At 43.5% G+C, this 26,149-nt stretch carries 25 protein-coding genes; 10 read left to right on the forward strand and 15 right to left on the reverse strand.

From position 1 onward, the window contains the following. Positions 1 to 25: 25 nt before the first annotated feature. Both ACP7AE_RS04610 and ACP7AE_RS04615 read right to left on the reverse strand, forming a co-directional pair. Positions 26 to 1,423, reverse strand: a complete 1,398-nt coding sequence (locus ACP7AE_RS04610) for an efflux RND transporter periplasmic adaptor subunit (RefSeq protein ID WP_201540042.1) — start codon at positions 1,421 to 1,423, stop codon at positions 26 to 28. A 620-nt stretch (positions 1,424 to 2,043) separates the two neighbouring features. After that, entirely contained in the window at positions 2,044 to 3,069 is a 1,026-nt protein-coding gene (locus tag ACP7AE_RS04615) for a polyprenyl synthetase family protein (protein WP_227675969.1), read from the reverse strand. 551 nt (positions 3,070 to 3,620) lie between these two features. Between ACP7AE_RS04615 and rplU the strand changes: the two genes are divergently transcribed. The 3 genes from rplU (at position 3,621) to lolA (ending at position 5,421) form a co-directional block, all read left to right on the forward strand. Beyond that, complete coding sequence (rplU, locus tag ACP7AE_RS04620) at positions 3,621 to 3,932, forward strand: 50S ribosomal protein L21 (RefSeq protein WP_010199185.1); 312 nt, start codon at positions 3,621 to 3,623, stop codon at positions 3,930 to 3,932. Positions 3,933 to 4,023: 91 nt separating this feature from the next. Then, positions 4,024 to 4,281: a 50S ribosomal protein L27 gene (gene rpmA, locus ACP7AE_RS04625; RefSeq protein WP_055123782.1), complete on the forward strand. Its 258-nt coding sequence runs from the start codon at positions 4,024 to 4,026 to the stop codon at positions 4,279 to 4,281. A 453-nt stretch (positions 4,282 to 4,734) separates the two neighbouring features. Continuing rightward, positions 4,735 to 5,421 (forward strand): outer membrane lipoprotein chaperone LolA, encoded by a 687-nt coding sequence (gene lolA / locus ACP7AE_RS04630; RefSeq protein ID WP_426241704.1) that lies wholly within the window; start codon positions 4,735 to 4,737, stop codon positions 5,419 to 5,421. 183 nt (positions 5,422 to 5,604) lie between these two features. On the opposite strand, the gene scpB is transcribed toward lolA, so the two are convergent. From scpB to mrdA, 8 genes are all read right to left on the reverse strand, one after another. Then, entirely contained in the window at positions 5,605 to 6,219 is a 615-nt protein-coding gene (gene scpB / locus ACP7AE_RS04635) for an SMC-Scp complex subunit ScpB (protein WP_201540043.1), read from the reverse strand. A 67-nt stretch (positions 6,220 to 6,286) separates the two neighbouring features. Further along, the gene (locus ACP7AE_RS04640) at positions 6,287 to 7,093 is read right to left on the reverse strand and encodes a segregation and condensation protein A (protein ID WP_201540082.1); all 807 of its coding nucleotides are present in this window, start codon (positions 7,091 to 7,093) and stop codon (positions 6,287 to 6,289) included. A gap of 158 nt (positions 7,094 to 7,251) precedes the next feature. Then, a complete protein-coding gene (locus tag ACP7AE_RS04645; RefSeq protein WP_426241642.1) occupies positions 7,252 to 8,352 on the reverse strand; it encodes a tryptophan--tRNA ligase in 1,101 nt (366 codons plus the stop codon). Positions 8,353 to 8,507: 155 nt separating this feature from the next. Then, a complete protein-coding gene (locus ACP7AE_RS04650) occupies positions 8,508 to 9,599 on the reverse strand; it encodes a lipid A biosynthesis acyltransferase (RefSeq protein WP_426241644.1) in 1,092 nt (363 codons plus the stop codon). Between the two features lie 231 nt (positions 9,600 to 9,830). Beyond that, positions 9,831 to 10,217, reverse strand: a complete 387-nt coding sequence (gene rpsI / locus ACP7AE_RS04655; RefSeq protein ID WP_045451158.1) for a 30S ribosomal protein S9 — start codon at positions 10,215 to 10,217, stop codon at positions 9,831 to 9,833. A gap of 10 nt (positions 10,218 to 10,227) precedes the next feature. Further along, on the reverse strand, positions 10,228 to 10,656 hold the full coding sequence (gene rplM / locus ACP7AE_RS04660) for a 50S ribosomal protein L13 (RefSeq protein ID WP_045447009.1): 429 nt from the start codon (positions 10,654 to 10,656) through the stop codon (positions 10,228 to 10,230). 210 nt (positions 10,657 to 10,866) lie between these two features. After that, a complete protein-coding gene (rsmD, locus tag ACP7AE_RS04665; RefSeq protein WP_201540046.1) occupies positions 10,867 to 11,553 on the reverse strand; it encodes a 16S rRNA (guanine(966)-N(2))-methyltransferase RsmD in 687 nt (228 codons plus the stop codon). Between the two features lie 36 nt (positions 11,554 to 11,589). Next, positions 11,590 to 13,575, reverse strand: a complete 1,986-nt coding sequence (gene mrdA / locus ACP7AE_RS04670; protein ID WP_201540047.1) for a penicillin-binding protein 2 — start codon at positions 13,573 to 13,575, stop codon at positions 11,590 to 11,592. 478 nt (positions 13,576 to 14,053) lie between these two features. Between mrdA and ACP7AE_RS04675 the strand changes: the two genes are divergently transcribed. The 6 genes from ACP7AE_RS04675 to adk all read left to right on the forward strand — a co-directional run bounded on the left by ACP7AE_RS04675 (position 14,054) and on the right by adk (position 21,071). After that, positions 14,054 to 15,388, forward strand: coding sequence for a hypothetical protein (locus ACP7AE_RS04675; protein ID WP_087815527.1), 1,335 nt, complete (start codon positions 14,054 to 14,056; stop codon positions 15,386 to 15,388). A gap of 277 nt (positions 15,389 to 15,665) precedes the next feature. Beyond that, a complete protein-coding gene (locus ACP7AE_RS04680) occupies positions 15,666 to 17,696 on the forward strand; it encodes a heme lyase CcmF/NrfE family subunit (protein WP_426241647.1) in 2,031 nt (676 codons plus the stop codon). A gap of 1 nt (position 17,697) precedes the next feature. After that, positions 17,698 to 18,357, forward strand: coding sequence for a DsbE family thiol:disulfide interchange protein (locus ACP7AE_RS04685; protein WP_426241649.1), 660 nt, complete (start codon positions 17,698 to 17,700; stop codon positions 18,355 to 18,357). 65 nt (positions 18,358 to 18,422) lie between these two features. After that, entirely contained in the window at positions 18,423 to 18,917 is a 495-nt protein-coding gene (locus ACP7AE_RS04690; protein ID WP_372862127.1) for a cytochrome c-type biogenesis protein, read from the forward strand. Beyond that, positions 18,914 to 20,194, forward strand: a complete 1,281-nt coding sequence (gene ccmI, locus ACP7AE_RS04695) for a c-type cytochrome biogenesis protein CcmI (protein WP_426241651.1) — start codon at positions 18,914 to 18,916, stop codon at positions 20,192 to 20,194. The genes ACP7AE_RS04690 and ccmI overlap by 4 nt, the downstream gene beginning before the upstream one ends. A 220-nt stretch (positions 20,195 to 20,414) precedes the next feature. Next, positions 20,415 to 21,071 carry an adenylate kinase gene (gene adk / locus ACP7AE_RS04700; RefSeq protein WP_045451169.1) on the forward strand — a complete coding sequence of 219 codons (657 nt, stop codon included), beginning with the start codon at positions 20,415 to 20,417 and terminating at the stop codon, positions 21,069 to 21,071. A gap of 242 nt (positions 21,072 to 21,313) precedes the next feature. Here the strand turns inward: adk and secB are convergent, their stop codons facing one another. From secB to rsgA, 4 genes are all read right to left on the reverse strand, one after another. Further along, positions 21,314 to 21,769 (reverse strand): protein-export chaperone SecB, encoded by a 456-nt coding sequence (gene secB / locus ACP7AE_RS04705; RefSeq protein ID WP_425314283.1) that lies wholly within the window; start codon positions 21,767 to 21,769, stop codon positions 21,314 to 21,316. A gap of 164 nt (positions 21,770 to 21,933) precedes the next feature. Next, positions 21,934 to 22,197 carry a glutaredoxin 3 gene (gene grxC, locus ACP7AE_RS04710; RefSeq protein ID WP_045446994.1) on the reverse strand — a complete coding sequence of 88 codons (264 nt, stop codon included), beginning with the start codon at positions 22,195 to 22,197 and terminating at the stop codon, positions 21,934 to 21,936. Between the two features lie 318 nt (positions 22,198 to 22,515). Further along, positions 22,516 to 22,971, reverse strand: coding sequence for a rhodanese-like domain-containing protein (locus ACP7AE_RS04715; RefSeq protein WP_201540083.1), 456 nt, complete (start codon positions 22,969 to 22,971; stop codon positions 22,516 to 22,518). 173 nt (positions 22,972 to 23,144) lie between these two features. Next, positions 23,145 to 24,248: a ribosome small subunit-dependent GTPase A gene (gene rsgA, locus ACP7AE_RS04720; RefSeq protein ID WP_426241654.1), complete on the reverse strand. Its 1,104-nt coding sequence runs from the start codon at positions 24,246 to 24,248 to the stop codon at positions 23,145 to 23,147. A 230-nt stretch (positions 24,249 to 24,478) separates the two neighbouring features. Here rsgA and orn point away from each other — a divergent pair, with 230 nt between their 5' ends. Next, on the forward strand, positions 24,479 to 25,066 hold the full coding sequence (gene orn / locus ACP7AE_RS04725) for an oligoribonuclease (RefSeq protein ID WP_045446983.1): 588 nt from the start codon (positions 24,479 to 24,481) through the stop codon (positions 25,064 to 25,066). Positions 25,067 to 25,198: 132 nt separating this feature from the next. On the opposite strand, the gene ACP7AE_RS04730 is transcribed toward orn, so the two are convergent. After that, on the reverse strand, positions 25,199 to 26,053 hold the full coding sequence (locus ACP7AE_RS04730) for a UDP-2,3-diacylglucosamine diphosphatase (protein WP_426241656.1): 855 nt from the start codon (positions 26,051 to 26,053) through the stop codon (positions 25,199 to 25,201). Between the last annotated feature and the right edge of the window lie 96 nt (positions 26,054 to 26,149).

The following is a 26,149-nucleotide window of genomic DNA, read 5'->3' on the forward strand; positions in this document are numbered from 1 at the left end:
CTAGTCTTCCTATCTTTGAATGGAATTAGTTAGCGGTAGACTCTGCTGGTTTCTGAGCAGTGGCATCTTTGCTAACTGGCTTATCCATCGCTTTAGCAGCTTGCGGCGGCGTCTGGGCATTAGGGGCACCTTCTTTAGCTGGTGCTGGGTTTGGATTCTCTAATGGCTTAACGACCACTTCTTGTTCAGGCTTAACTTTTGAGCCGCCGATAACAACTATCTTGTCCCCTGCTTGTAAGCCGTCAGTGACAACCCACTGGCCTTTATAAGTGCCATTAATAGTGACAGGACGTACTTGGATTTTATTATTTTCATCAACGATGTAAACTTGCGTCTCACTTTTCGGTGTACGCATTACGGCGCTTTGCGGTACCAATGCAGCATTGGTAATCACGCTCTGTGTCAAACGTGCCGTCACATACATACCAGGCAGCAAGATATTATTGCTGTTTGGGAAAATAGCACGCAAGGTCACAGCGCCTGTTGATTCATCAACCTTTGCTTCAGATAAAGCAAGCTTGCCGCGTGCTGGGTAGACTGAGCCATCTTCTAATACCAACTCAACCGAATTCATACCCGGCTGTGCTTTGCCTTCAGCGATTTGCTGACGCAGCTTTAATAGCTCAGAGGATGATTGACTGATATCAACATAGATAGGATCTAAGCGTGAGATAGTCACCAGCGGATCAGCTTGACCTGCGCTGACCAAAGTACCAGCGGTGACACTAGAGCGGTCAGTACGACCTGCCAGCGGGGCACGTACGATGGTACGGTTAAGATCTAGGTTACTAGCATCTAAACCCGCTTGAGCAGTTTGAATGCCTGCTTTTGCACTTTCGATGCCTGCTTGTGTCTGTCCAACAGCGGCGGCCGCACTTTGTACCGCTGCTTGTGCAGTACGTACTTGTGTTTGTGCTTGCTCATACTGCTGCTTTGAGATGGCGTCGATGCTGACCAAGCCTTGTAAGCGCTGTAAATCATTTTGCGCTTGTGCTAATGATGCTTGACGGCTGGCTAGCTCGGCTTTTGCATTGGCATTATTTGCTTGTGCTGTCTGGTAATTTGCTTGTGCTTGTTGCACTGCTGCTTGACCACTGGTGACAGAAGAAGCGTAGTTATCAGTATTGATACGATAAAGTGGCTGGCCTTTTTTGACGTTGCCGCCTTCACGGAACAATACTTCGTCAATAACGCCATTAACTTGTGGGCGGACGTCGGCAGTCTGATAAGCCGTGGTACGTCCAGAAAAAGTCTGTACTTGGGGTACAGTATCGAGCGTGACAGTCTGGACGTTAACAACCGCAGGCGGCATCTGCTGCTGTGCGGCATCTGCGCCAGCGGCGTCCTCGTTTTTGTCACAGCCAATCAGTACAGCTCCAGATAGTACAGATGCTATTACAAGCGCAAGAGTAGAGTGCTTCATCAATGTCCTCGGCAATAGGTATAAAATAAGTAATGACAGTATAAAAAGTTTATCAATAAATCTAAGCGTATTGAATATAAAAATGAGTATTGATTCTAATGATCTTTACTTTCTAGGCTAAATTTGTTCTTAATAATATGAATTTAGCCAAACATCACTATTAGAACCTCTAATAGCGATATAAGTATCAAGTATCGGTGTAAGAATCTTAAGCATCAAAGCTGTAGCCAAACCACAACCTTGATTAGTAAAATTAACGAGTAATTATAAACTATCGGGATAACCCCACAGTCAAGTAGTTGAGCGCAGGATTTATGGTTAGAAATCGTAATATCAGCTTTTGTGAATGCATGAAATGCTGTCATGGCAAGCACCATCTTCATTAACAGCTAATGTACAGTCATACAATGGTCAGTGAGAAATAATTGTAAACTTTTGTGAAAACAGCATATCCATATAGATTGTAAGGTCTTTAATGAATGATAAATAAGGTTTGCTAACAAAACAAAAACTTTAGCAACTATTAACTGTGACCATTAACACAATTACTCATTAATGGTCTTTACCAACAGCTAATGGCTGCTAGCCGCAAGTATTGACAGCTGTTATGACGATACTGACTACAGCAAGCGTGCGCTAGCCAATTCAGTCAATTGATATAAGCCTGTGCGATAACGATTATCAGGTAGCGTACTCAATGCTTGTTGCGCCAGCTTGGTTTCTTCCCAAGCTCGCTGCTTACAGTAATCTAATGATCCTGAGCGGCGCACTAACTCAATAAGCTGTTCAGCGTTTGGTGTCTTTCCAGTTTGTACAGCGACACGCAATTGCTCATAGCCTTCGATGTCGCTGTCTTTTAGTAACTCAAGCGCTTTGATGGTTGGCAGGGTTGGCTTGCCTTCAGCGAGGTCGTCTCCTAAATTTTTGCCCATTACCTCACTATCACCACTATAGTCGAGCACATCATCGATAATTTGAAAAGCATTGCCAAAGTGCTGACCAAAATCGCCTAAAGCCTGCATATGCTCTATTCTGTCTTGTAGAATTGCAGCGCCTTGAGTCGCCATCATAAACAGCCGCGAGGTTTTACCGTCAATAATGCGCAAGTAGTCCTCTTCTGTCGCGGCAGGGTTATGCTGATGCTGGAGCTGCAATACTTCGCCTTCAGCGATATCGCAGGTGCCATCTGAGAATACTTGCAACAGTGGTAAGCTTTGGAAGCCAACTAATAAATTAAAGGCGCGAGCAATCAGATAGTCACCGACTAGTACCGCGGTGGCATTATCCCAAGTGGCATTAGCAGTTGGCTTACCACGGCGCTGTCCTGACTCATCAATCACATCGTCATGAACCAAGGTCGCTGTATGCAGCATTTCAGTAATAGCGGCGAGATGCATGGCTTTTTCTGAGGGCTTGTCCTCAAACATTCGTGCACATAACAAGGTAATCAGCGGGCGCATGCGCTTACCACCAGCATTGATTACATGCTGTGAGACGCTCATTACCAGCTGAACTTTGGAATTAAGACTACCGAATACTTGCTTGTCCATAATCTCAAAATCATCCGCCACGATACTTTGAATATCAGCATAATTAGGCGTTGATTGAGTCATTGAATCTGTTTTATGTGAAGGGATGCTGGTCATAATAAATAGTCATATTAATAAGAATAAAGAGAATTTTTTATAGCCTTAGTTTTATAGATAGGTAAGGCATTGTTTTCTATAATAGCATAGCTATGTCTTTAGATTGTGGGTTAAAACGTGCCTAAAACATCGCGCCTATCTTTTAGATAAGATTTACTATATATAGAAATTGACATAAAAACTGTAAAAATTGGCTGAAATGTCACTAGAATTAATGGTCATTTATCGGCGACGTTTAAGGTCATTTAAGAGATGTATAAAAGGCTGTAAGTTGCTGATTATATAAGTTATAATAGTCGCTATTATTATATAGTGTTTTTTTGTTGGAGTAGCATCTTGGATGCGCTCCTAATCAGCAGTAGATATAATAAAAATTGAGGTGGTTATTCGTGTAACTGCCTTACAAAAACCAGTTAAACAAGTGAGATAGACGGCTTGCTTTTATGAGCAAAAAGCCGTAAAATCTTGCCTTTAATTTTTCCCTGTCGTGTTCGTCGTAAAAGCGTTGGTATAACATCAGCCACGGCACACGGGTTAAACGGAGTCATACAATGTACGCAGTAATCAAAACTGGTGGTAAACAGCACCGTGTAGTTGTCGATGAGTTGCTTAAAGTTGAACTACTAAAAGCAGAAACTGGCGCAACAATTAAATTCGAAGATGTATTGATGATTGTTGACGGCGAAACTGTCAAAATCGGTCAGCCTATCGTTGAAGGTGCTAGCGTTGAAGTTGAAGTGGTTGAACATGGTCGCGGCGAAAAAATCCGTATCGTTAAGCACAACCGTCGTAAGCATTATCACAAAGAGCAAGGTCACCGCCAATGGTATACCTTGTTAAAAATCAAAGCTATTAATGCCTAATTATCCACTTAGCAATTACTGCTAAATAGTGCACTAAATGCTTAAGAGTTATCGCATCAGCGATAAGTCAAATTAACAAGGAGATTTTCCCATGGCACATAAGAAAGCTGCCGGTTCAAGCCGTAATGGTCGTGATTCAAACCCAAAAATGCTAGGCGTTAAAATCTTTGGTGGCCAAGCTATCACAGCTGGTAACATCATCGTTCGTCAACGTGGTACAGAATTCCACGCAGGCGAAGGCGTTGGCATGGGTCGTGACCATACTTTATTTGCACTGAATGACGGTGTGGTAAAGTTTGCGACCAAAGGTAAGTTCAACCGTCGTTATGTAATGGTTGAAAGCGCATAATTGCCCATCTAGGTTGTTTTAGTCAAAGACTAAAATGATCCGATGACTAAAAGCCTCTATTACCGTTTGGTAGTAGGGGCTTTTTTTTAGTTATTTTCGTAGGGGTTAAGGATGCTAAATTGGCTTTATGCTGCTAAACAACATTACGAAATAACGTTAGGAAATAATGAATAGTCAAAAAACTCACCATCCATGCGGTTTATTATTGTGTAGCCACTTATGATCACAAAAATGGTCAAAAGAGTAGTTACAAGCGTGTATGGCAGCGGTAGTAAAGATTGCAAATCATGACTAGGCGTGTAATAAAAAAACTGGCACACTGTTGTCATTGTTTATAAGCACCCGTTTTATGGTTGCTAGATAAACATTTATGGAAAACAAAAATTTTAATAAGATGTCTTATTTTAAAGCGACAATTTTTAAGCGATTATGCATTTTTAGAGAGGATTTATGATGACTTTATCAACCAACAAAACAACTTTAAAACAAAAAATGATGAGCGGTGCTTTAGCTGGTGTATTAATGACATCGCTTGGTGTCGCAGCCCCAATGATGGTATTGACACAATCAGCTACTGCTGCACCAGCTGATAATTTGACCGCTGCCAAACGTTTAAACAAGCTACTGACAAATACCAAAAGCATGACGGCTAACTTTAGCCAAACGACCAAAGGTGCCAACAGTGGTACTTTTACAGGTACGATGAGTGTACAACGCCCAAATAATTTCCGCTGGGAAACAAAGTCGCCGTCACAGCAACTGATCGTCGCTAATGGTAACTCCATGTGGGTTTATGACAAAGATTTAGAGCAAGCGACCAAGCAAAACGTTGACAGCCAAGTTGGCAATACACCAGCACTGCTGTTATCAGGCGACCCAAGCCAAATTGACAAGAATTTTAAAATTACCCAGCCATATGACAATAAAAATTACTACGTGCTGTACCCAAAATTAGACAGTGCTAGCTTTAAGAGCTTGTCAATGAGTTTTAGCGGTGGTAAGCCAGTGATGATGGTGCTAAATGATAGCCTTGGTCAAACCACTTCCATCAAATTTAGTGGTATCAAACTGAACCCAAGCATTAGTAGCAGTCAGTTTAAGTTTACGCCACCAAAAGGCGTTGATGTTATTAATCAATAACAGGCCGTTATCAAGAGCCAATTATTAAAGACCAATCAAAGACTTTATTGATTAAATAAAAAAGACAGATCCTATGCGGTCTGTCTTTTTTTGAATAAAGGTTCTCTGGAAAATAATGCTAAATCTCTTCTATATCATGTTTTAAATGCTTAATGATTTTTAAAGGCTTCACGCTCTAAAGGCTTAAGACATCGCTTTGATAGCGCTGATATCTGGCATCGGTGGTAACTCGCCCAACTCACTCAGTCCAAAGGCATCTAAAAATTGTGGCGTGGTATGTAGCAATGCTGGGCGACCCAAGGTTTCTTTGTAACCTTTCTCTTCAATCCAGCCTTTATCAAATAGTTGACGCAATATATTGCTTGATAGCGTCACACCGCGCACGTGCTCTATGTCGCTACGAGTCACTGGCTGCTTGTAAGCAATCACACTAAGTGTCTCAAGTAAGGCTTGGCTCAGGCGTTCTTGGCGTTGCGGGAAGACGCGTTGAATTAAGGCACTATAATTATTCGCGATTTGCAGTCGATAACCGCTGGCAGTTTCGTGCAAGCTTAGCACACCCATATCCAAGCGCTGTCTTAGCAGCGCCAAAACCTGTGTTAGCTCTTTAGCCGTTAAAGACAGGTGTTCTCTTAAGACAGTGGCGGTGAGGGGCGCTTCTGACGCATGTAATAGCACTTCGATATGCTTGCTTAAGTCTTCTAGATGCTGTCGCTGCTCATTGGTCAATGACAGTAAAGCGGTAGATAATGAGGATGGTTTGTCATAATCTTGCTTGGTATTGTCAGTATCTGTCATTAGAAAGCGACTCTTTTTAAATGATAATGTGTATCGATATTTATAAGAATAGATAGGTCGATAATAACTATGCCAACCACTGCAACGTTAAGGGTTTAATATGACGGTCTTCAGCATCATTATTGTCAGTGGTAGGGCGACTTTCTAAATCAGTATTTACGATACCAACCAACTGTCGTTTTATCAGCTCTAGTATGGCGACGAAGCTGACAACCACACCTATTTTACCTTGTGTTTTATCTAGTAGCTCATAAAAAGAGTGCTCACCATCCGTACTGAGCTGTCGGCTAATACTGGCAATACGATCAGCAAGGGGAACAGCGTCAACTTTAATGGTATGCATTTGATAATCGGGCTGCAGTTGCATTTTAAATAAGCTGTCAATCAAAAGGTTTGGCGAATAGCTAGGTAATTCCGCATTCATGACGTCTTGACCGGGCATACTGACCATGGCCAAAAACACATCGCGCTCAAGACGCACCAGATTATCTAAGCGTTGACTTGCTACTTTGATTTGCGCATATTCTTCAAGGCGCTCAATCAGTTCTGCTTTTGGATCACGCTCATCGCTGGGAGTTTCAGGCTTGGGCAGCAACAGCTCGGTTTTAATGGCAATCAACGTGGACGCCATCAACAGATAATCACCTGCCAATTCAAAATGCTCGGTATCTAATTCGCTGATGTAAGCCAAATACTGCTCCGTTATGGGTAGTATCGGCATTTGGGTCAGATCAACGTTATTTTTTTTGACCAAATATAGCAAGAAATCTAATGGTCCAGCAAACTGCTCAAGCCAAATGGCAAAGGCTTGCGGCGGCACATAGAGATCTTCTGGTAGATGTTGTACGGATGTCTGGTAAATGCGTAAAGACATATCATTGATAACTGAGCCGTCGTGTGCGCGCTTAGTATCTAAAGAATCAGAGGCTTGAGGTACAGTTAGAAGAAGAGCGGCTTTTGGTAAAGCCGCTTGTTCATTTTTTAGCTCAGTCTGCACGCTTAGTATCCATCTTGGTTAACATAATCAAATGATTATTTAAGTTTGGCAAGTGGACGGATACCAATGGCACGACGAGTTTTGTCTAGTTGCTTACGGCTATGACGACGGGCTTTTTCTGCCCCCATTTGTAAGATTTCTTCTAACTCTTTTGGGTTGGCCATAAGATGCTCATAACGCGCGCGGAAGGGTGCTATTTCCGTATTTATTTTCTCAAACAGGGCTTGTTTGGCATCGCCCCAGCCGATACCAGCGGCGAACTGCGCGCGCATATCGGCAATTTCTGTAGGAGTAGCAAAGGCTTTATAAATCTCAAAAATAGCAGAGTCATCAGGGTCTTTTGGCTCGGAAGGCAGTTGTGAGTTGGTCACAATTTTCATGATGGCTTTATGCATCTGTTTTTCGGCACTGACTTGCGGATTAGAATCACCAAATAGCGGAATGGTATTGCCATAGCTCTTACTCATCTTGCGACCATCCAAACCTGTTAGTAATGGGATATCGTCATCTACAACGGCAGAGGGTAAGGTAAAGAGCGTTTTATAGCGATGATTAAAGGTACCAGCAATATCACGCGCCATTTCGACATGCTGAATTTGGTCGCGACCGACAGGTACATGTGTGGCATTAAACATCAAGATATCTGCTGCCATGAGTACAGGGTAGCCAAATAACCCCATATTGATACCTTGGTCAGGATCGACATCTTCTTTTTTCATATTAATATCAACAGCTGCTTTATAAGCATGAGCACGATTCATTAAACCTTTGGCACATGAGCAGTTCAAAATCCAAGCAAGCTCTGGTATTTCCGGCACATCTGATTGACGGTAAAAAGTGACGCGCTCAGGATCAAGTCCACAGGCAAGCCAAGTCGCTGCAATGGCTTTGGTCGATTCATGAATAATAGCAGGATCATAACAGCCGATAATGCCATGGTAATCTGCTAAAAAAAAGAATGCTTCGTCATCACTGTTTTGGATAGACTGAATGGCTGGACGAATCGCGCCAACGTAATTTCCTAAATGCAAGGTACCCGTCGGTTTGATGCCCGTCAAAATGCGCTTGGCTTGCGTTGAGTGATCAGGAGCTTGGTTGTCAGAACTTTGGTTATCAGAAATATGAGTATTATTCATGGTAAATCCATTATGTGGTTCATCAAGGTTTTATTTATAAAAGTTTCGTTTTTCAATTTATTATAAATTCATTGTTATTTATATGCAGGTAATATAAAAAATATAAGCTGCAAAGTATAGCAAATTTTCTGGCGATTTTTCGTAGCAATACACGCTTACTTATAGATATCAGTACGACCATCAGGACCATTTTTGAAACGACGATGGAACCACATCCACTGAGTAGGATCAATACGAATCAACCCCTCTAGCAACTCATTGACTCGCGTCGCATCAGCCAATTCATCGTTACTTGGATAGTTTTGAATTTCTGGGGTAATCGTTAGATGATAGTGCGGGCGTTTGCCTTTGGGTAAACTGTCTGGTGTCTGCCGGTAAGTATGCAGCGCCATTAATGCGGGTGGATGTGCCTTGTCGCCCAATTTTGCCATGCGCCGTGATGCTGTAATAGTCGCTGCTGGCACACCAAAGAATGGTGCCATGACGCCTTGTTTTAGACCATAATCTTGGTCAGGTGAGTACCAAATCACATGACCGGCTTTAATTGACTCAACAAAACTGCGCATGTCACGACTGGCTATTTGCTTGCTAAGAATACTGGCACGACCATTGTAAACAAACCAATCAAGTAGCGCGTTATTCTGCGGTCGATACATCCCATCCATCGGAAAAAATTGCGTACAGAGCATGCCGCCCAGATCAAGCATCGTATAATGAGCGCCCAGTAAAATGACAGGACGACCGTCATTCTGTGCATTGACAACGTGCTGTAATCCCGAAATTGAAACAGTACGAGTAAAAACATTTGGACGATACCAAGCACATAAAGTTTCAAACACACCAATGCCCTGATTGACAAAGACTTGTTTTGCCATCAATTCGCGCTCGACGTCTGGCTTTTCTGGAAAAGCCAGTTTCAAATTGATAAGCGTATCACGCCGACGTGAGCCTGCTATTTTATAGATAAATATGCCAAGCTGACGTCCCAGCCAAAACTGCCAACGTAGCGGCAAATATATGATGGGTAAGATCATTGCTGCCAATAGCCAAATGCCCCAATATTTAGGCAACAAAAACTGCCATTGAAAAGACTTTTTTTCGATGGGTGCTGTGCGCTTATGATTTTGGGTAATCGTTGGCATGCCAGCAGGTATCGCTGGGGACTTAGCAGGCTGCTGCGTACTTGATGGTGGTAGGCTGCTTTTGGCAGGTGGTTTGCTGGGGTCGTATTGTTCAGGCGCTTTCATAAAATTGTTACTAATAATGAAAAGTTATCATCATGATGGGGTAGTCAGCATTGCTTTGCAAGGTGGTTTACGCACAAAATCACGAGCAAATGCAAAAGTCATCAGCCATAAAAAAACCTTATAAGCTGCGGACAGCTTATAAGGTTTTGCAAATCTACTCTTTTCTTTAAGATTGTGACTGTCGCTCTGAGATAAAGACAACAGCCGCAAAAAGATAAGAGATAGCTTTGATTAACGTTTCGAGAATTGTGGACGTTTACGTGCTTTACGTAGACCCAATTTCTTACGTTCAACTTGACGTGAGTCACGAGTAACAAAGCCAGCTGCTTTTAGTGCAGGTTTGTTGGCTTCGTTTAGCTCAATCAATGCACGCGTGATGCCGTGACGGATTGCGCCAGCTTGACCACTAATACCGCCACCTTTTACAGTGATGTAAAGGTCATAAGCAGTAGGTGAGTCAAGTAATTCTAGAGGCTGACGAACAACCATACGTGAAGTTTCACGGCTAAAATACTCATCAAGTGGCTTACCGTTAACAACGATGCTACCAGTACCTTTAGCTAAAAAGACACGAGCAGTAGACGTCTTGCGGCGACCAGTTCCGTAATTGCGTTCCATAAGTATATCCTTAGATGTCTAGTTCTTTAGGTTGCTGTGCAGTATGTGGATGTTCAGTACCCGCATATAGCTTCAGCTTCTTGATCATCGCATAGCCAAGAGGGCCCTTTGGAAGCATACCCTTAACTGCTTTGTGTAGAACATCTTCAGGCTTATGTGCAAGCAACTTACTGAAGTTGGTTTCCTTGATACCACCTGGGTAGCCACTGTGACGATAGTATTTTTTATCTTGCGCTTTTTTACCCGTTACCGTGATTTTATCAGCATTGATGACAACAATGAAGTCACCAGTGTCAACGTGCGGCGTAAAAGAAGGCTTATGCTTGCCACGTAAGCGACTAGCGATTTGAGTGGCTAAGCGACCAAGGGTTTTGCCGTCAGCATCTACGACATACCAGTCATGGGTCACTTCAGCTGGTTTTGCACTAAGTGTTTTCATGATAAAACCTTAAAATTAGAATTCGTTGAGAGTTTAGCTGGGAACGGGGCTCTCAAAAAACAGACTGCACATTATAAGCAGTAGTGCCTACGCTTGCAAGCTGCATTGGGGTTTATTTTCGCCTTATATACATTAAACTGCAGCGTTGGCCAGTTTTTAGCGGTTCTAAACATTTGTAAAATTTGTTAATGGAAGGCATTAACCCGACAATTATGACGATGATAAACGATAAAGTCCAGCAACAACTTGTCCAACCTTGGTCTGCTTCACACATTCAAAGCGGATTATTTGCTGAATAGTACCTGATTGGCTATCTGGATTTTTATTAAGCGTCTCTTCCAGTTGCTTCAATTGGCTCTCTAAATCTTTATCCGCTTCTAGATAAATCAGTGTTGCACTATCAATTAACGACTGGGTAATCAGTGCTATTAAAATAGGTTGCCACAGATCTTGAGCATACGGTGGATCGATAAATACAATATTGAAAGGGCGCGGAACAATCTGCTCTTGCATCAATACTCTTTCTGCAGTGCCTTGGATAATTTGATGGGTATCAGTGCTCAGATGCAACTGTTCAGCACTTTGCCGCAGCATATTACTTTGCGCAGGATTTATTTCGATAAAGGTGGCGTGCGCGGCACCACGAGACAGTGCTTCAAAACCTAAGACACCGCTACCAGCACAGCTATCAAGCACATAAGCGCCATGAATATCAGGAAGTAGCCAGCTAAACAGCGTCTCTCGCAAGCGATCTGGGGTCGGACGTAGACCCTCTGCGTCGATAAAACGTACAACACGGCGTTTAAATTGACCACCAATGATCCGCACGTCGCCCGCAGCTATATTTTTGCTCTTATAATTGTTCCTATGCTCGCGGCTGCTTATAGATTTTTTCATAATATTTATATTTACCGTATCTGGTTTAGCGTACTTTTACTCAGAGGTCGTGGTGACTGTGGCTGCTTCCACCTCTGCCTTTTCTTCTAGCGCTTTTTCTTCTTTTTCACGCTGGGCATCACGCATCAATTTTTCAAAAGCTTTTTGGCGCTTGATGACTTTTAATTGGTCAGCCGTTGGTGGCAAGATAGGGTCGTTTTTGCGCTGTAATATCCAGTAGTCAAATAGTGCGCGACCGATGGGTGCTGCAACCACACTACCACCGCCACCGTTTTCGACCAGTACTGCAAGCGCAATCTCAGGATTTTCTACGGGTGCAAAACCATTGAACCATGCGTGATCCCAGTGACGTTTGTCTATGGCAGATTTATCATAGCGTTTGCCTTGCGCAATGGACTTGACTTGCGCAGTACCCGTTTTGCCCGCAATACGATAGCGAGGCGTATAAATCCCACGTCCGGTACCTGCCTTGACGGTTTCTTCCATCGCATCGTGCATACGTAGCCAGTCAGACGGTTTGCCGTTATATTCGATTTTACCATCGGGTTTGGTGATTACGTTAACTTGTGCTGCACCATCGCTACTTTTTAGTAGATGCGGAGTAATGTGATAGCCTTTGTTCGCTGTCATGGCGGTTGCATTGGCAATCTGTAATGGTGTGGCTAAGAAATAACCCTGCCCGATACTGACTGAGATGGTTTCACCCGGTAACCAGCCTTTATCATAGGTGTCTTTTTTCCATTTTGGTGACGGCATAATTCCTGATTTTTCATTGGGCAAATCAATACCTGTTGGTTCACCAAATCCAAAACGTGCCATCCAATCATGTAGGCGCTGAATACCCATCTCATAAGCCAATTTATAATAATAGGTATCCACTGACATCACGATAGATTTTTTGAGATCTACCGTACCGTGACCACCGCGTTTCCAGTCACGGAATCGATGTGAGTCTCCTGGTAAGCTAAAGTAACCGGGATCATAGATAGTGGTTTCCCAATTGCGCAGCCCATAATGAATGCCGCCTAAGCCTTCAAAAGGTTTAATCGTAGAGCCGGGTGGGTATGTCCCTTGTAGCGCACGATTATAGAGCGGCTGATCCAGATCTTCACGCAGATTGCCATAATCCTTAAAGGAGATGCCTGAGATAAAAGGATTGGGGTCATAGCTTGGATTACTGACAAACGCCAATACATCACCATTTTTTGGATCGATTGCTACGATAGCGCCGCGACGACCGTCTAGCTGCTGCTGGGCGACTTGCTGTAAGCCATAATCTAAGCTCAGCGTAATGTCATTACCAGCTACAGGTGGTTTAGTGTCTAATTGACGCAAAATATTGCCAAGAGCATCGGTTTCTACCGACTGATAACCCGGTTGCCCTAGCAATATATCCTCGTAATAATCTTCGATACCGATTTTACCGATAAGGTCAGTGCCAGCGTAGCGATCTTTGTCAATGCGTTTGGTTTCTTTATCATTGATACGCCCCACATAGCCGATGACGTGTGCAAATAGCTCGTCATAAGGGTATGAACGTGTCAGCTTGCTTTGAATGGTCACACCGCGAAAAAAGGGTTTGCGCTCACTAAACTGCGCCAATTGGGCATCGGTTAAGTCAATTTTGATGGTCACAGGATCGTTTTTGCTTTTACTCAGTCGCGCTAAAATATCGGTAATATTTTCATCTGTTAGCTCAAAAATAGGCGCAAGCAAATTTAGCGTACGCTCTGGATTTTCGACTTCATCAGGGCTTAACATGGCCGTAAATACGGGCTGGTTGTCTGCCAATATGATCCCATTGCGATCATAAATATAGCCGCGGCTGGGCGGTGCAGAGATCAGTTTAATACGGTTATTGTCTGCTTGCGTCGTATACTTATCGTGCGCATAGACTTGCAGGTAACCATAACGCACGATCAAGCCGCTCAATCCAATAAATATCAGAATTCCAAGGATAATAATACGACTGGTGAAAACACGATTGACCTGTTCAGTATTGGGGGTTAGCGGTTTATTCATAGAAAGTAAGAGCCCAAACGGTCAGTGAGTCAATAAAAGAGAGTAAAAGGGCAGGGTCGTTCACCAAAGTGCGGCGAGCATAAAGGATAATAATAAGAATTTCAATTACATGGACTGATATGAGTTGAAATAATAATCCCTCAATCTATATACAGCGATGTGCGGTCATACAATCACAAATTATAACAGAACAAATGAGCCGCCGCAGTACACCGCCATTTATTTTGTGGTCGTTATTATCTAAAGCGCCTGTAGATGATATTAATATTGTTACTATCGAAAGTAATAGTAAAACGTGTCATCCCTAGTCACAACTTACCTAGGCTCGACGTGTGCTAATGAATGGCAAGTATGCTAAAATCAGGCGATTTATTTGATAATAATTATCATGGGCAGAGCGGCTTTTTGTTAAGCGTTCTAATTTGCTAATCCTTTTTAATTAGCGACGACAATTAACCTGTCAGGGGCAAGATAAGTCATGGATGCAACTTCATTGTGGCAGACAATAGCTGAACACCCAGAGTTTTTTGCCATGCTGACTATTCCGCCTGTGACCGCATTTGTCACATGGATACACGTGTGGATGGCGCTTAAAATGCTGTTCTATCCGATTAAGTTTCGGGGTATTCGTATTCCAAACTTCCCGTTTTTTGGGTTGCCGGGTATTGGCTGGCAAGGTATCGTCCCACGAAAGGCTGGCAAGATATCAGGCGTTATCGTGGATCAAACGCTATCAAAGCTTGGCTCGCTTGATGAGTTCTTTCAGGCGATGGAGCCTGAGCAGATGGCGGTATTTATCACGGATACCGTGGACAAAAACCTTGAAGCATTGATTGATGAAATTATGTTGGATCATTCGCCAGCGCTGTGGGGTAATTTGCCTTATGCGTTGAAGCGCCGTGTCTACGCTCAAGCGCATCAAGAGCTGCCCAATATCATGCAGTCTTTGGTGACTGACTTGACCCATAACGTCGAAGACTTGGTTGATATGCGCAAAATGATTGTTAACACGATGGAAAGTGATCGTCGTTTAATGGTCAATATGTTTTTGAAGGTTGGTCAAAAAGAGATCGATTTTATTTGGCATATCAGTGCTTTGATTGGTTTGGTCTTCGGTATTATCCAAATGTTTATATTTTTGGTGGTGCCGCAGCATTGGACAGTGCCGTTTTTTGCCGCTATTTGGGGTTTTCTTACCAATTGGATTGCTATTTGGATGGTGTTTAATCCTGTAGAGCCGCGATTTATTCCTTATGTGAAGTTTTTTGCCGTCCAGAGTCGCTTTCCCTTTATTAGACCGCAATTACCACATATCGCCCAGTACCGTTTGCAAGGCGGTTTTATGAAACGCCAAGAGGAGGTTTCTGAGGTTTTTGCTGAGATTGTCGTAAAAGATTTGGTGACGCTTGAGAACATTATGAATGAGATGATGTATGGCGACCGTGCTGCGCAAACGCGTGAGTTGATGAAGTCGCATTTATATAAAGTGCTAGAGTCGCCAGTGATTAGTACGACACTGCGCCTAGGCTTGGGTCGCCGCGAATATGGACAGCTAAAAAACACCATCATTGATAAGTCAATTGTTGCGACAATGGTGCCATTGCGAGATCCTGAGCTCAATGAAAGCCGTGCCAGTAAAATTTTTGGGCTGTTTCGTGACCGTATTCGCGCGCTGACGCCAGATGAGTTTCAGAACTTATTACGTCCCGCTTTTCGTGAAGATGAGATGACGTTAATCGTGTTGGGTGGTTTGACAGGGTTTTTAGCAGGCTGGTTGCATCTGGTCTTAGTGTTTTTTCCTGCGATTCAGTGATGACGCATTTTTTAGGTCTTTATACACATCGCATACAGAGTGGATACAGAAACGTGACAAGTTGACGCTAATGTACCTTGCTGTAAGCGCCCTCAGCTGCAATGGCTAATGGCGCTTTTATAATAAATGGCTAACGGCGCTTTTATAATAAATAATACTAATAAAGACCAGCAGTATAAATACTCGTAGTAACGATTACTGGATACTTTCGAATATCCTAAAAAACCAATCCCTAAAATAAACAATGACCGTATTAAGGTAAACAAGGTTAGACCGTATGTTAATCACAGAATTGGGTTATTTTGCCTTGCTAGCCGCCTTTATATTGGCGATTTTGCAGGTGGTATTACCAACCGTCGGTATTATGCGTGATCACGTTGCGTGGCAGCGTTTGGCACCAAGTCTGGCGTGGGCACAAATTGCTGCCATGATCACATCATTTGCCGCGCTGATGGCAGGCTTTTATTACAATGACTTCAGCCTAGTCTATGTCACTCAGCATTCTAATACGCTGTTGCCTTGGTATTATAAGCTGTCGGCAACTTGGGGTGGTCATGAGGGTTCATTGCTGCTTTGGATGACCATCATGGCTACTTGGTGTGCGCTGGTCTCTTACTTTAGCCGTGGTTTGCCACTGTCTATGCGTGCGCGAGTGTTGGTAATTTTGGCCGGCGTGCAGATGATGATGCTAGCGATGCTGATTTTTACCTCGTCGCCATTTGATCGTACATTGCCAAACTTACCTGTTGATGGTGCGGATCTAAATCCTGTGCTACAAGATTTCGGTTTGATTATTCATCCACCGATGCTGTATATGGGCTATGTGGGTTTGGTCGTGCCGTTTGCCTTTTGTATGGCGGCATTGTGGGAAGGTCGTTTAGATGCAGTGTGGACACGCTGGTCGCGTCCGTGGGCATTGGCGGCTTGGGGCTTTTTGACCGTTGGTATCGCGCTTGGCTCATGGTGGGCCTATTATGAGCTTGGCTGGGGTGGTTGGTGGTTCTGGGATCCAGTAGAGAACGCTTCATTGATGCCATGGCTGGCTGGTACAGCGCTGCTACATTCGCTTGCCGTCACAGAAAAACGTGGTGTCTTTAAAGCATGGACGATTATGCTGGCGATTTTTGCTTTTGCACTCAGTCTATTGGGCACCTTTCTTGTGCGTTCTGGCGTTATTACCTCGGTGCATTCGTTTGCCGCTGACCCAACGCGTGGTCTGGTCATTTTAGTCATTCTCGGTGTGATCATCGGCGGTGGCTTGTTGATGTTTGCGGTACGTGGTTGGCGTTTAACCGTCGAAAGTCAGTATCAGCTGATCTCACGCGAGTCATTTTTAGTCATTAACAACGTTATTATTTTGATTTCGACTTTGGTCGTACTACTCGGCACGCTCTATCCTATCATTGCTGACTCCTTTAATTTAGGTCAGGTGTCTGTCGGCCCTCCTTACTTTAATGCGCTGTTTGTACCGCTAACGTGGCTGATATTAGTAGCAATGGGTATGGGCTCGAACATTCGCTGGAAAAAAGACAGCCGTCCGCTATTGGGCGCTGGTATGGTCATTGCAGCCAGTAGTTTAGTGCTTGCAGCAGTTATCACGTATTTTGTGAGCCCGTCTGCGATGCTTAATATTGGCGTTACCTTGGCGGTCAGTTTTTGGGTACTGCTATGGATGGTGGTTGATTTCAAAGACAAAACCAAAAACGCACCCAATTTTGTTAAAGGGTTACGCCAGTTACGTCTGAGCTATTGGGGTCAACAGACCGCTCATATTGGTGTCATTATTGCCGTCATCGGCGTCGCATTTACCAGTACGTTAAGTATTGAACGTGATGTCGCGCTTGGACCAAACGATAGTGTTCATGTCCAAGGCTATGACTTTACTGTTAAAGGCTTTCGTGAAGTCAAAGGCAGTAACTTTGATGCCACCCAAGCTGAGGTTGAAATCAGCAAAGATGGCCGTGCTGTGACTACGCTGTATCCTGAAAAACGTAATTACATCATTAGTATGATGCCAGTCACAGAAGCCGCGATTGATGCTAGCCTCATGCGTGATGTTTACGTGGCACTGGGCGAACCTATCGCCGAAGATAGCAACGAATGGGCAGTACGTATTTATGTGAAACCGCTTATCCGCTGGATATGGCTAGGCGCTCTGATTATGGCGTTTGGTGCAGTATTGAGTATTCTTGATCATCGGTATCGTATTAAGAAAACCAAGACACCTGCACAAATTGCGGCGAATAAAGCAGGCTTTACCACCGTCGCCGATTTGGATGCGTCAGCATTAAAGACAGGGGGTAATTAATATGAGCACATCAAAGCAATCCCCTGAGCAAAATGCAAAGCAAGCTAAGGTAGCTGGTACGAAAACCATGAATAAAAAGCAACTTAAGCTATGGTTTTTGATTCCACTGATCGTTTTCATTGGCTTAATCATCATGCTATATCTGCGTTTGGGTAAGCCGACGGATATCGTTACCAATACGGCACTTGAGCGCCCAGTGCCCGCTTTTGAGCTGCCGTTATTATCAGATACCAGTCGTATCATGACCAATGAGAATCTGCCTGATAAGCCCTTTTTGATGAATATCTGGGGCTCTTGGTGCCCAACTTGTATTATTGAGCATCCTTTTCTCATGCAGCTAGAGGAGCGCGGTGTCAATCTGGTCGGGGTCAACTATAAAGATGACATTGCTGATGCACTAGGCTACTTAAACCGAGGTGGCGATCCGTTCTCGATGTCCATTCAGGATTTATCTGGTCAGTTTGCTTTGGACTTAGGTTTGACGGGTGCGCCTGAGACTTTCGTAGTCGATGGTAATGGCATTATTCGTCAGCACATCATTGGTGAGATCAATGAAAGCAACTGGCAAAGCCGTATTACGCCTTGCTTGATGGTGCTCAATGAAGCCAATAATAATGACGTCAGTCCAGATCCGACTCAGGTTGCGGAGGCGTGTAAATGATAGTCAATAAAATAACAGCCGTTACGTTAAAAGTAGCGAGCTTACTGATAGCTTGTCTAATAAGTATGGCAAGCTATGCTGCTATTGAGGTTTATGACTTTGATTCTGTGCAGCAAGAAGCCCAATATCGTGGTCTCATCGAAGAGCTGCGTTGCCCAAAATGTCAAAACCAAAATCTTGCAGGCTCGGATGCGCCTATTGCTCAAGATTTAAAGCAAAAAACGTATGATTTGATAAAAGATGGTCGTAGTGATGGCGAGATTCGTGCTTATATGCAGGAACGTTATGGCGATTTCATCACTTATAAGCCGCCTGTCCGTCCATCAACGTGGATTTTGTGGTTTTTTCCGCCACTATTACTCATCAGTTTACTCATAGGCTGGTTCTGGCAAAGCAAACGACGTCAGCTTGTCGCTAGTGGTGAAAGCGGGGTAACGGTCAATAGTACGGCTGCTGCTCTGTCTGCTGCTGAAAAAGCCGAGATTGATCGTCTGTTATCACGTGCTTCGAGCGATGACAAAAACGACCATGATATTACAAGCCTCAAGGACAAAAAATGACCATATTCTCTACTGTGGGCTTATTTATTGCTCTAAGCTTACTCATCGCCTTAATACTCGCTGTTATTACCATCATGCCTTGGCTGCGAGCGTCACGCTCGCCAGAAAAGCCTCTGGACAATCAGCTGTTGGATATCAACGTTGCTGTGTTCCGTGAGCGTCTAGCAGAACTAAAAACAGACAAAGACAATGGCACTATCGATGACAGCCATTACCAGAACCAAAAACTGGAGCTTGAACGTCAGTTATTAGATGCTCAGCGTGAAGTCACACCGATGGTCGCGCCTGGTATCAAAAGCCGATTGATTATTACTGTCTGGGTGCCTGTCCTCGCGGCGATGGCGTATTTGATGGTCGGCGATCGTACGCCTGTGTTCGAGCTTTGGGCAGCTGAAGACAAAGTGGGTCAAGTGGCTGATGATTTATTAACGGGTAAGATTGATCAGCCGCCTGCTTGGGCGATTGAAGATGGTCAACAGCTGATTAGTGCCATGCAGACCAATGTCTATCGTCACGCTGATGATCCAGATCGCTGGATGCGTTTATCAGAATTATTCTTATCATTAGAAGCGACGGATTCCGCAATTGAAGCCTTGTCGCGTGCTTATCGTTTGTCACCAGACAATGAAGAGATTGCAACCACTTATGCACAGATTAGTTTCTTTGCCAATAAAGGCCAATTAGACGCTAATAGTCGCCGAGTGCTACAAGACGTGTTGGCTAAAAATCCAGAGCATGAGGGCGCGCAAATGCTTATGGCAATGGGTGAGGCACGGAGTAGTAATTTTGATCAAGCACAAGGCTGGATTAAGCGTCTACGTGACAGTATTGCAGCTAAACCTGGTGATCATACCAAAGCATTGGCGAGTCTAGATGAGCTAAGTGCTAATGTCACCGCTCAGCAACAGCAAGCCTCTGAAGGTGTTGAAGTGACTGTTACGATTAATGCTAGCCTGCTGCCATTAGTCAAAGCCGACGATGTGTTGTTTGTCGCCATACGTGATGTCAATGGTGGACCACCATTTGCTGCCAAACGTTTGCCGATCAGTGTTATCAAGCAAGGTGAAACCAGCATTAGCCTAAGCGATTTGGATGCCATGATGCCTGAACGTACTTTGAAATCGGCGAGAGCGGATAAAGTTCAGTTGGCTGTCATCGCTCGTATCAGCCATAGTGGTACTGCCAGTGCAGAGTCAGGGGATTTGTCAGGTAATCCAGTGGTGATTAGTGCGGAACAAAATCAGGTCAATGTTGAAATTAATCAACAAATTCCATAGTATTTATATCTGTTGTTGTCAGCACCTCTGACGTAAGCGCTGTTGTCCGATACAGCAGCGTGCAACAGCATTATATGAACAGATAAGTCATGACAACTTATCACTGCAAATAATGAAAATACTTGAGCTTTGCCAAGCCACAAGGTAAGGTAGCTTGGCAAACAACCAATCCCTGAGTTTTATTAGTCCCAAAATCCTATCTATTAAGGAGAATCGTGTAATGATGCGTATTATTTTGCTAGGTCCACCAGGCGCCGGTAAAGGTACCCAAGCCCAGTTTATTTCTAAAGAATATGATATCCCGCAGATCTCAACTGGCGATATGCTGCGTGCAGCAATCAAAGAAGGCAGCGAGCTTGGCAAAAAAGCCAAAGACATCATGAATGCTGGTGGTTTGGTTTCTGATGACCTCATTATTAACCTAGTGAAAGAACGTATCGCTAAGCCTGATTGTGCCAATGGTTGTATTTTGGATGGTTTTCCGCGTACGATTCCACAGGCTCAAGCACTTGCAGATGCTGACGTTGCTATCGATCATGTCATTGAAATCAGCGTGCCGGATGACGAGATTGTCAAGCGCTTATCTGGTCGTCGCCAACATCCTGGTTCAGGTCGCGTTTATCACGTTGATCATAATCCACCTAAGGTCGATGGTATCGATGATGTGACTGGTGAAGCGCTAATCCAGCGTGAAGATGATAAAGAATCTACCATTCGTGATCGTCTAGCGACTTATCATGAGCAAACATCAGCGCTTGTTGGTTTTTATCAAGACAAGGCCAAAGAAGGTGCCGATGCCCCTAATTATGATAAGTTTGATGGTACGCAAGGCATCGATGATGTTAAGCAACAAATTTTATCAGCGTTAAAAGGCTAATCATCTATTTCGAATAATTGATGACGCGATTGAAGACCCTGTTTATTAGCAGGGTTTTTTTATGTCTGATGGTTTTAACTGTCTGTTTTACAATATTACTAAGCAGAATTCTCGTTACTCAACGATTCTATTGAGTAAGCGCTTAAATAGCATTCACAAAAAAAACCGCTCACTCCTAATGAGTAAACGGCTTTTTTATCAAAATATACTGCGAATAAAGCTAGCAAATTTTTGCTTAAAACTTATGCATTACCTTCAGCATCAACTTGTGCTTGTTGCTGGCTTTGCGCGTAAGCTTGGTCAAAGTTGACAGGGGCTAGCAATAACTGCGGGAAGCTACCACGCGTTACGATGTCGCTGATGACTTCACGAGCATACGGGAACAAAACATTCGGGCAGTATGCACCTAAGATTTGACCGATTTGGTCTTCTGGGATGTCTTTTAATAAGAAAATACCTGCTTGATGCACTTCAGCGATAAATGCCGCTTCTTCCGCATTTTTTGCTGTAACGCTCACCGTTAAGATGACTTGATAATGATCGTCATCCAGTTTTTCAGCGTTGCTAGACAAATTGATATCAAGCTCTGGGTTCCACTCTTTGGTGAACACACTAGCGCCTGGGACTTCAAGTGACATGTCTTTTACGTAGATACGTTCTAGTGCCAATTGTGGTTGTGCTTGTTCTTCAGCCATGATAAATCCTCTAAAAGTTGATCAAGTAGTTGGACAAACTGTCATTTTAATAAAAGTTCATTGTAATATAAATCGAGACAAAATCTGGATGTTTTTATTACTCTCTTTATCTTTGCCGCTGTCTATCATTGCACAGGCAAAGACAGACAGCAACGAAAAGTAGCAGATTAACCTGCTAATAGCTCGTCAAGTTTGCCTTGTTGGTTCATTTGATTGAGCTCATCAAAACCACCGACAAAGGTCTCACCGACGAAAATTTGCGGTACAGTACGATAGTTATTGGTTTTTTTCATTAATTCTTGACGCTCTTCGCGGCTCATATCGTGCATGCCAATTTCTTCGTAGTCAACGCCTTTAGTTTTTAAGAGTTGTTTGGCGTTTGAGCAGTATGGGCAGATAGGCGTCGTATAAACTTTAACAGCGACAGTCATGGTAAATCCTTATTTATAAGTTTAGAAGGTAACCGTTTTATTATAAAAAGTATTATAAATAATTATTTGATAAAAATTCTTATAATCCGTTACCAGCAAGTAAATTGAAGATAGATTCGGTAATGCTCGTTATTAAAGTGGGGATGAGCAGAGCAAATTCAAGATGTTTGAGTATAAAAGCGCTGACGGTAGCACAAATGCCACAAACAAAAAAACACCTATCGATAAGGTGTCTTTTTTATTTGTGAATATTCAACGCCCCTCAGTCATATATCAATTGATACGAGCTAAATATCTTTTAAATAGCAGTATAGCTAACTATTTATGTAGACTTGGTTTGGCTTTGCCTTTATTTTTAGGCTTTGCATCTTTTAAACCGACCAATGGCATGCCCGCTGCTTGCCAACCGCCGATACCACCTTCTAAGCGATAAACACTGTCCTTGCCGATCATCTGAATCGCCGCGCCTGCTTGCACACCCATATCACAAATGATAATCACTGGTCGCTCAATTGCGCGGATTTCTTCTAAGCGGTCTTTGAGCTCGGTGAACGGTATGTTACGGCTGCCTTGGATGTAACCAGTCTCAAACTTCTTTTTGGCACGAATATCGATTAGCTGCGCGTTTTGCGAGTTAACCATCATACCTAAGGTATTGGGCGATATTTTTCTGCCACTACGTTTGTTTTCAATCGTAAAAAATAGCACGGCAAGTACGGCTAATATACCAAATAAAAACGGGTGGTTGCCCACAAATTCCAGCGCACGATCCAAACCATACCTCCAAAAAAATAAGTGTTCGGTTAAGCTGAGAAGACAGCCTAACGATACTGAACAAGGCGCTATTATACCGATTAGACCATCCATAGTAAACGGGCGATGGTCAACCGAGCGATTAACTAGCTATAAGACAGCGATTAATAAGGCGGATACTAATAATGCCAATATTAATAGGGCTTAGTATCTGCCTCTTCTCTTAGGGTAACGAGGTTTTCCACACGGCGCTGCAATACCACGCCGTCAGCAACCGCTTGCCATAGTGCGCAGCCTTTGCTGTTGTGAGTATGACGACAATCACGGAACTGGCAGTTGCCAGATAACGGTGCAAGCTCCACAAATCCTGAAATGATATCATCGGGTGTGAGATGCCAAATGCCGTACTCGCGGATACCTGGCGTATCGACGATACCGCCTTGGGTCAAGTCAGCTGGATTAAATGGTAATAAGCGACTGGTGGTGGTGGTGTGTTGACCAAGTTTTGAGTTATCAGAGATGATATTGACGCTTTGTGCCGATTCAGGTAGTAGGGCATTAATCAAACTGCTTTTACCGACACCAGATTGCCCAGCAAAAATAACCAGTTTTTTATCGATATAAAGCTTTAATTCATCCAGCCCTTCTTGCTCATCACTATCCGCGACGTTTTCAGGGCAATCGACTGAGGTCAAGACGCTCTCATAACCGAGAGAAGCATATTGTGCCAATAATTCTTTGGTATCGACGCCGTTTTCTTCTGCCAATAGATCGGCTTTATTAAGCACCAACAGCGGCTTTACGCCAGCATGATGACAGACGACCAAATAACGATCGATGAGGGTTGGCGCGGCAGCAGGTAGCGGCGCGAAGACAATGGCTAAAATATCGACATTGGCGGCGACAGGTTTAAGTTTATGATAACGATCAGGACGCGAGACCAGAGAGGTACGCGGCTTAACCGATTCAATACGTCCAAAGCCCGTGTTAGGATCGGCACTCCAGCGTACTTGGTCGCCAGTAGCTAGCATCGGTAAGTTAGTACGCACATGACAACGCCAAATATCGCCTAATGCCAGCTCTTGCCAAAACGGCTCAGGATCATCGGGTGCAATCTCCGGCTGCACAGGTATCACCGCAGGCAAGCTGGTCACTTGCACTTCCAACTGCTTGCCATAATGCGCCATGACCACGCCATCCATCAAACTGTCATCGATGCTGTCTTGACTTGCCAGCTGTTGTTTGTCGATGCGACGAATCTGTTGCTTAGTCAGTTTGCGTTGCCGAATTAATGCCATGGGTTTTGAACCTATTAAAAAAATATTGCTAAGTGTAGCGTGAAAGTTTGATAACATACAGCCTAAAGCGCTTGCTGCAGACAGAGATTTTGTAACGTTTTAAGGGTTATAAATCAGTAGATGCAACGTTTTGCTACAGTTTGCTACTTAGGCATGAACATTGACAGGCGATTTATCTAATTAATATTGCTCCAAAGTTGTTCTAAACTTTATTGACCATAGGATATTTTATGAGTACCGGTGACCACCCCAACAAGATTAAAATCAGAAACCAAGGCAAAAAAGGGCTGGTATGGATTGACCTAGAAATGACCGGACTGGATACCTTGAATGATGAGATTATCGAGATTGCTACCGTTGTCACTGATGAAGATTTGAATGTCCTAGCCGAAGGGCCAGTGTTCGCTATAAAAGTATCGGATCAAACGTTAAATAAAATGGATGATTGGAATACCAAGCAGCATGGTCAGTCAGGATTGGTCGACCGTGTCCGCCGTAGTACCGTGACATTGGCAGAGGCCGAAGCTGAGACGATTAAGTTTCTCAATAAATGGGTCGATAGTGGTAAGTCGCCAATGTGTGGCAATTCGATCTGCCAAGATCGCCGTTTTATGGCGCGTCAAATGCCGGAATTAGAAAAATTCTTCCATTATCGCAATCTGGATGTGTCGTCAATTAAAGAGCTTTGCTTCCGCTGGCGTCCTGATATTCTCAGAAACTTTGAAAAAGGTGGCAGTCACTTAGCGTTAGATGACATTCGTGATTCTATTCGTGAGCTAAAGCATTATCGCCAACATTTCTTTAAATTAATACCGTAAAGTAAGGGCTGAGCGATCAATAGTTTGACACTTAAATTCGCTTCAATCATGCAGTGTAATTTAAATAAAAAAGGTCTGTTGATAATTCAACAGACCTTTTTTATTGTTCAGAGGCGCTCAAAAAAAATGACATTAAATGAGCGATTTAAACTCAATCAATCTAAATTCAGCAGCATTACTACTAAAACTGTCATTTGAATGCTCGTCGCCTGTCACTGCGCCAATCACCGCACTTACTTTTGGCTGGCGAGTATCTTTATCTAACAATCTCCAGTCGCCGAGCACGTAGCGTTTTTTATCAGTGGTCACTTGATGTGTATCTGGACGGTGGGTATGTCCGTGTAACAACGCATCGCTAGCAGTGATTGCTTGACGCACGGCTTCATCGTTCACATCCATGATATGCGCCGCTTTATTGGCATTATTCTGCTGGCTTTTTTGCCGCATTTTATCGGCGATTGCCAAGCGTTTCTCTAACGATTTATTGAGCAAATACCACTGCGTCAAACGATTACGCATGATTTTGCGAAAAAACTGATATTTTTTATCATCAGTACACAAGGCATCACCGTGCTCTAGACGATAATTTTGCTGACCGACAGTCAAAGTATACGGCTCATAAATAAGCTCGCCACCAAATAGATTGCAGAATGGCTGACCTAACAAAAAATCACGGTTGCCATGCATGACCAAAATCTCACAACCAGCTACCCGTAATTTTTTTAATTTAACGATAAGCGGAGTGAGCCAATGACTTTGTCGTTCTTCTTCGGATAAAGACAAATAAAAATCATCACCCAGCCAAACTTCAAACCAATCACCTAAGATAAACAAGCGTTTGAGCGCAGGCAGAGCAAGGCAATCATCAAGCAGCGCCAAAAAAGCCTGCACTAAGGCAGGCTCTTCAGGCGATAAATGCAAATCGCTAATCAATACTTGCCGCACCTCATGAGGGCGGGTGGTAATTAAATGATTAAAACTTTGCATTTATCCTTATCCTCGTAATTTTAAACAGTAACGGTTCATAAGCTTTTACAGACTCATCGCTACTGAGTAATAACTATTGAAGAATGATTATTGAGA

Source organism: Psychrobacter sp. TWP2-1-2 (genome assembly GCF_049896785.1).
In the GTDB taxonomy this organism is placed as follows: Bacteria; Pseudomonadota; Gammaproteobacteria; order Pseudomonadales; family Moraxellaceae; genus Psychrobacter.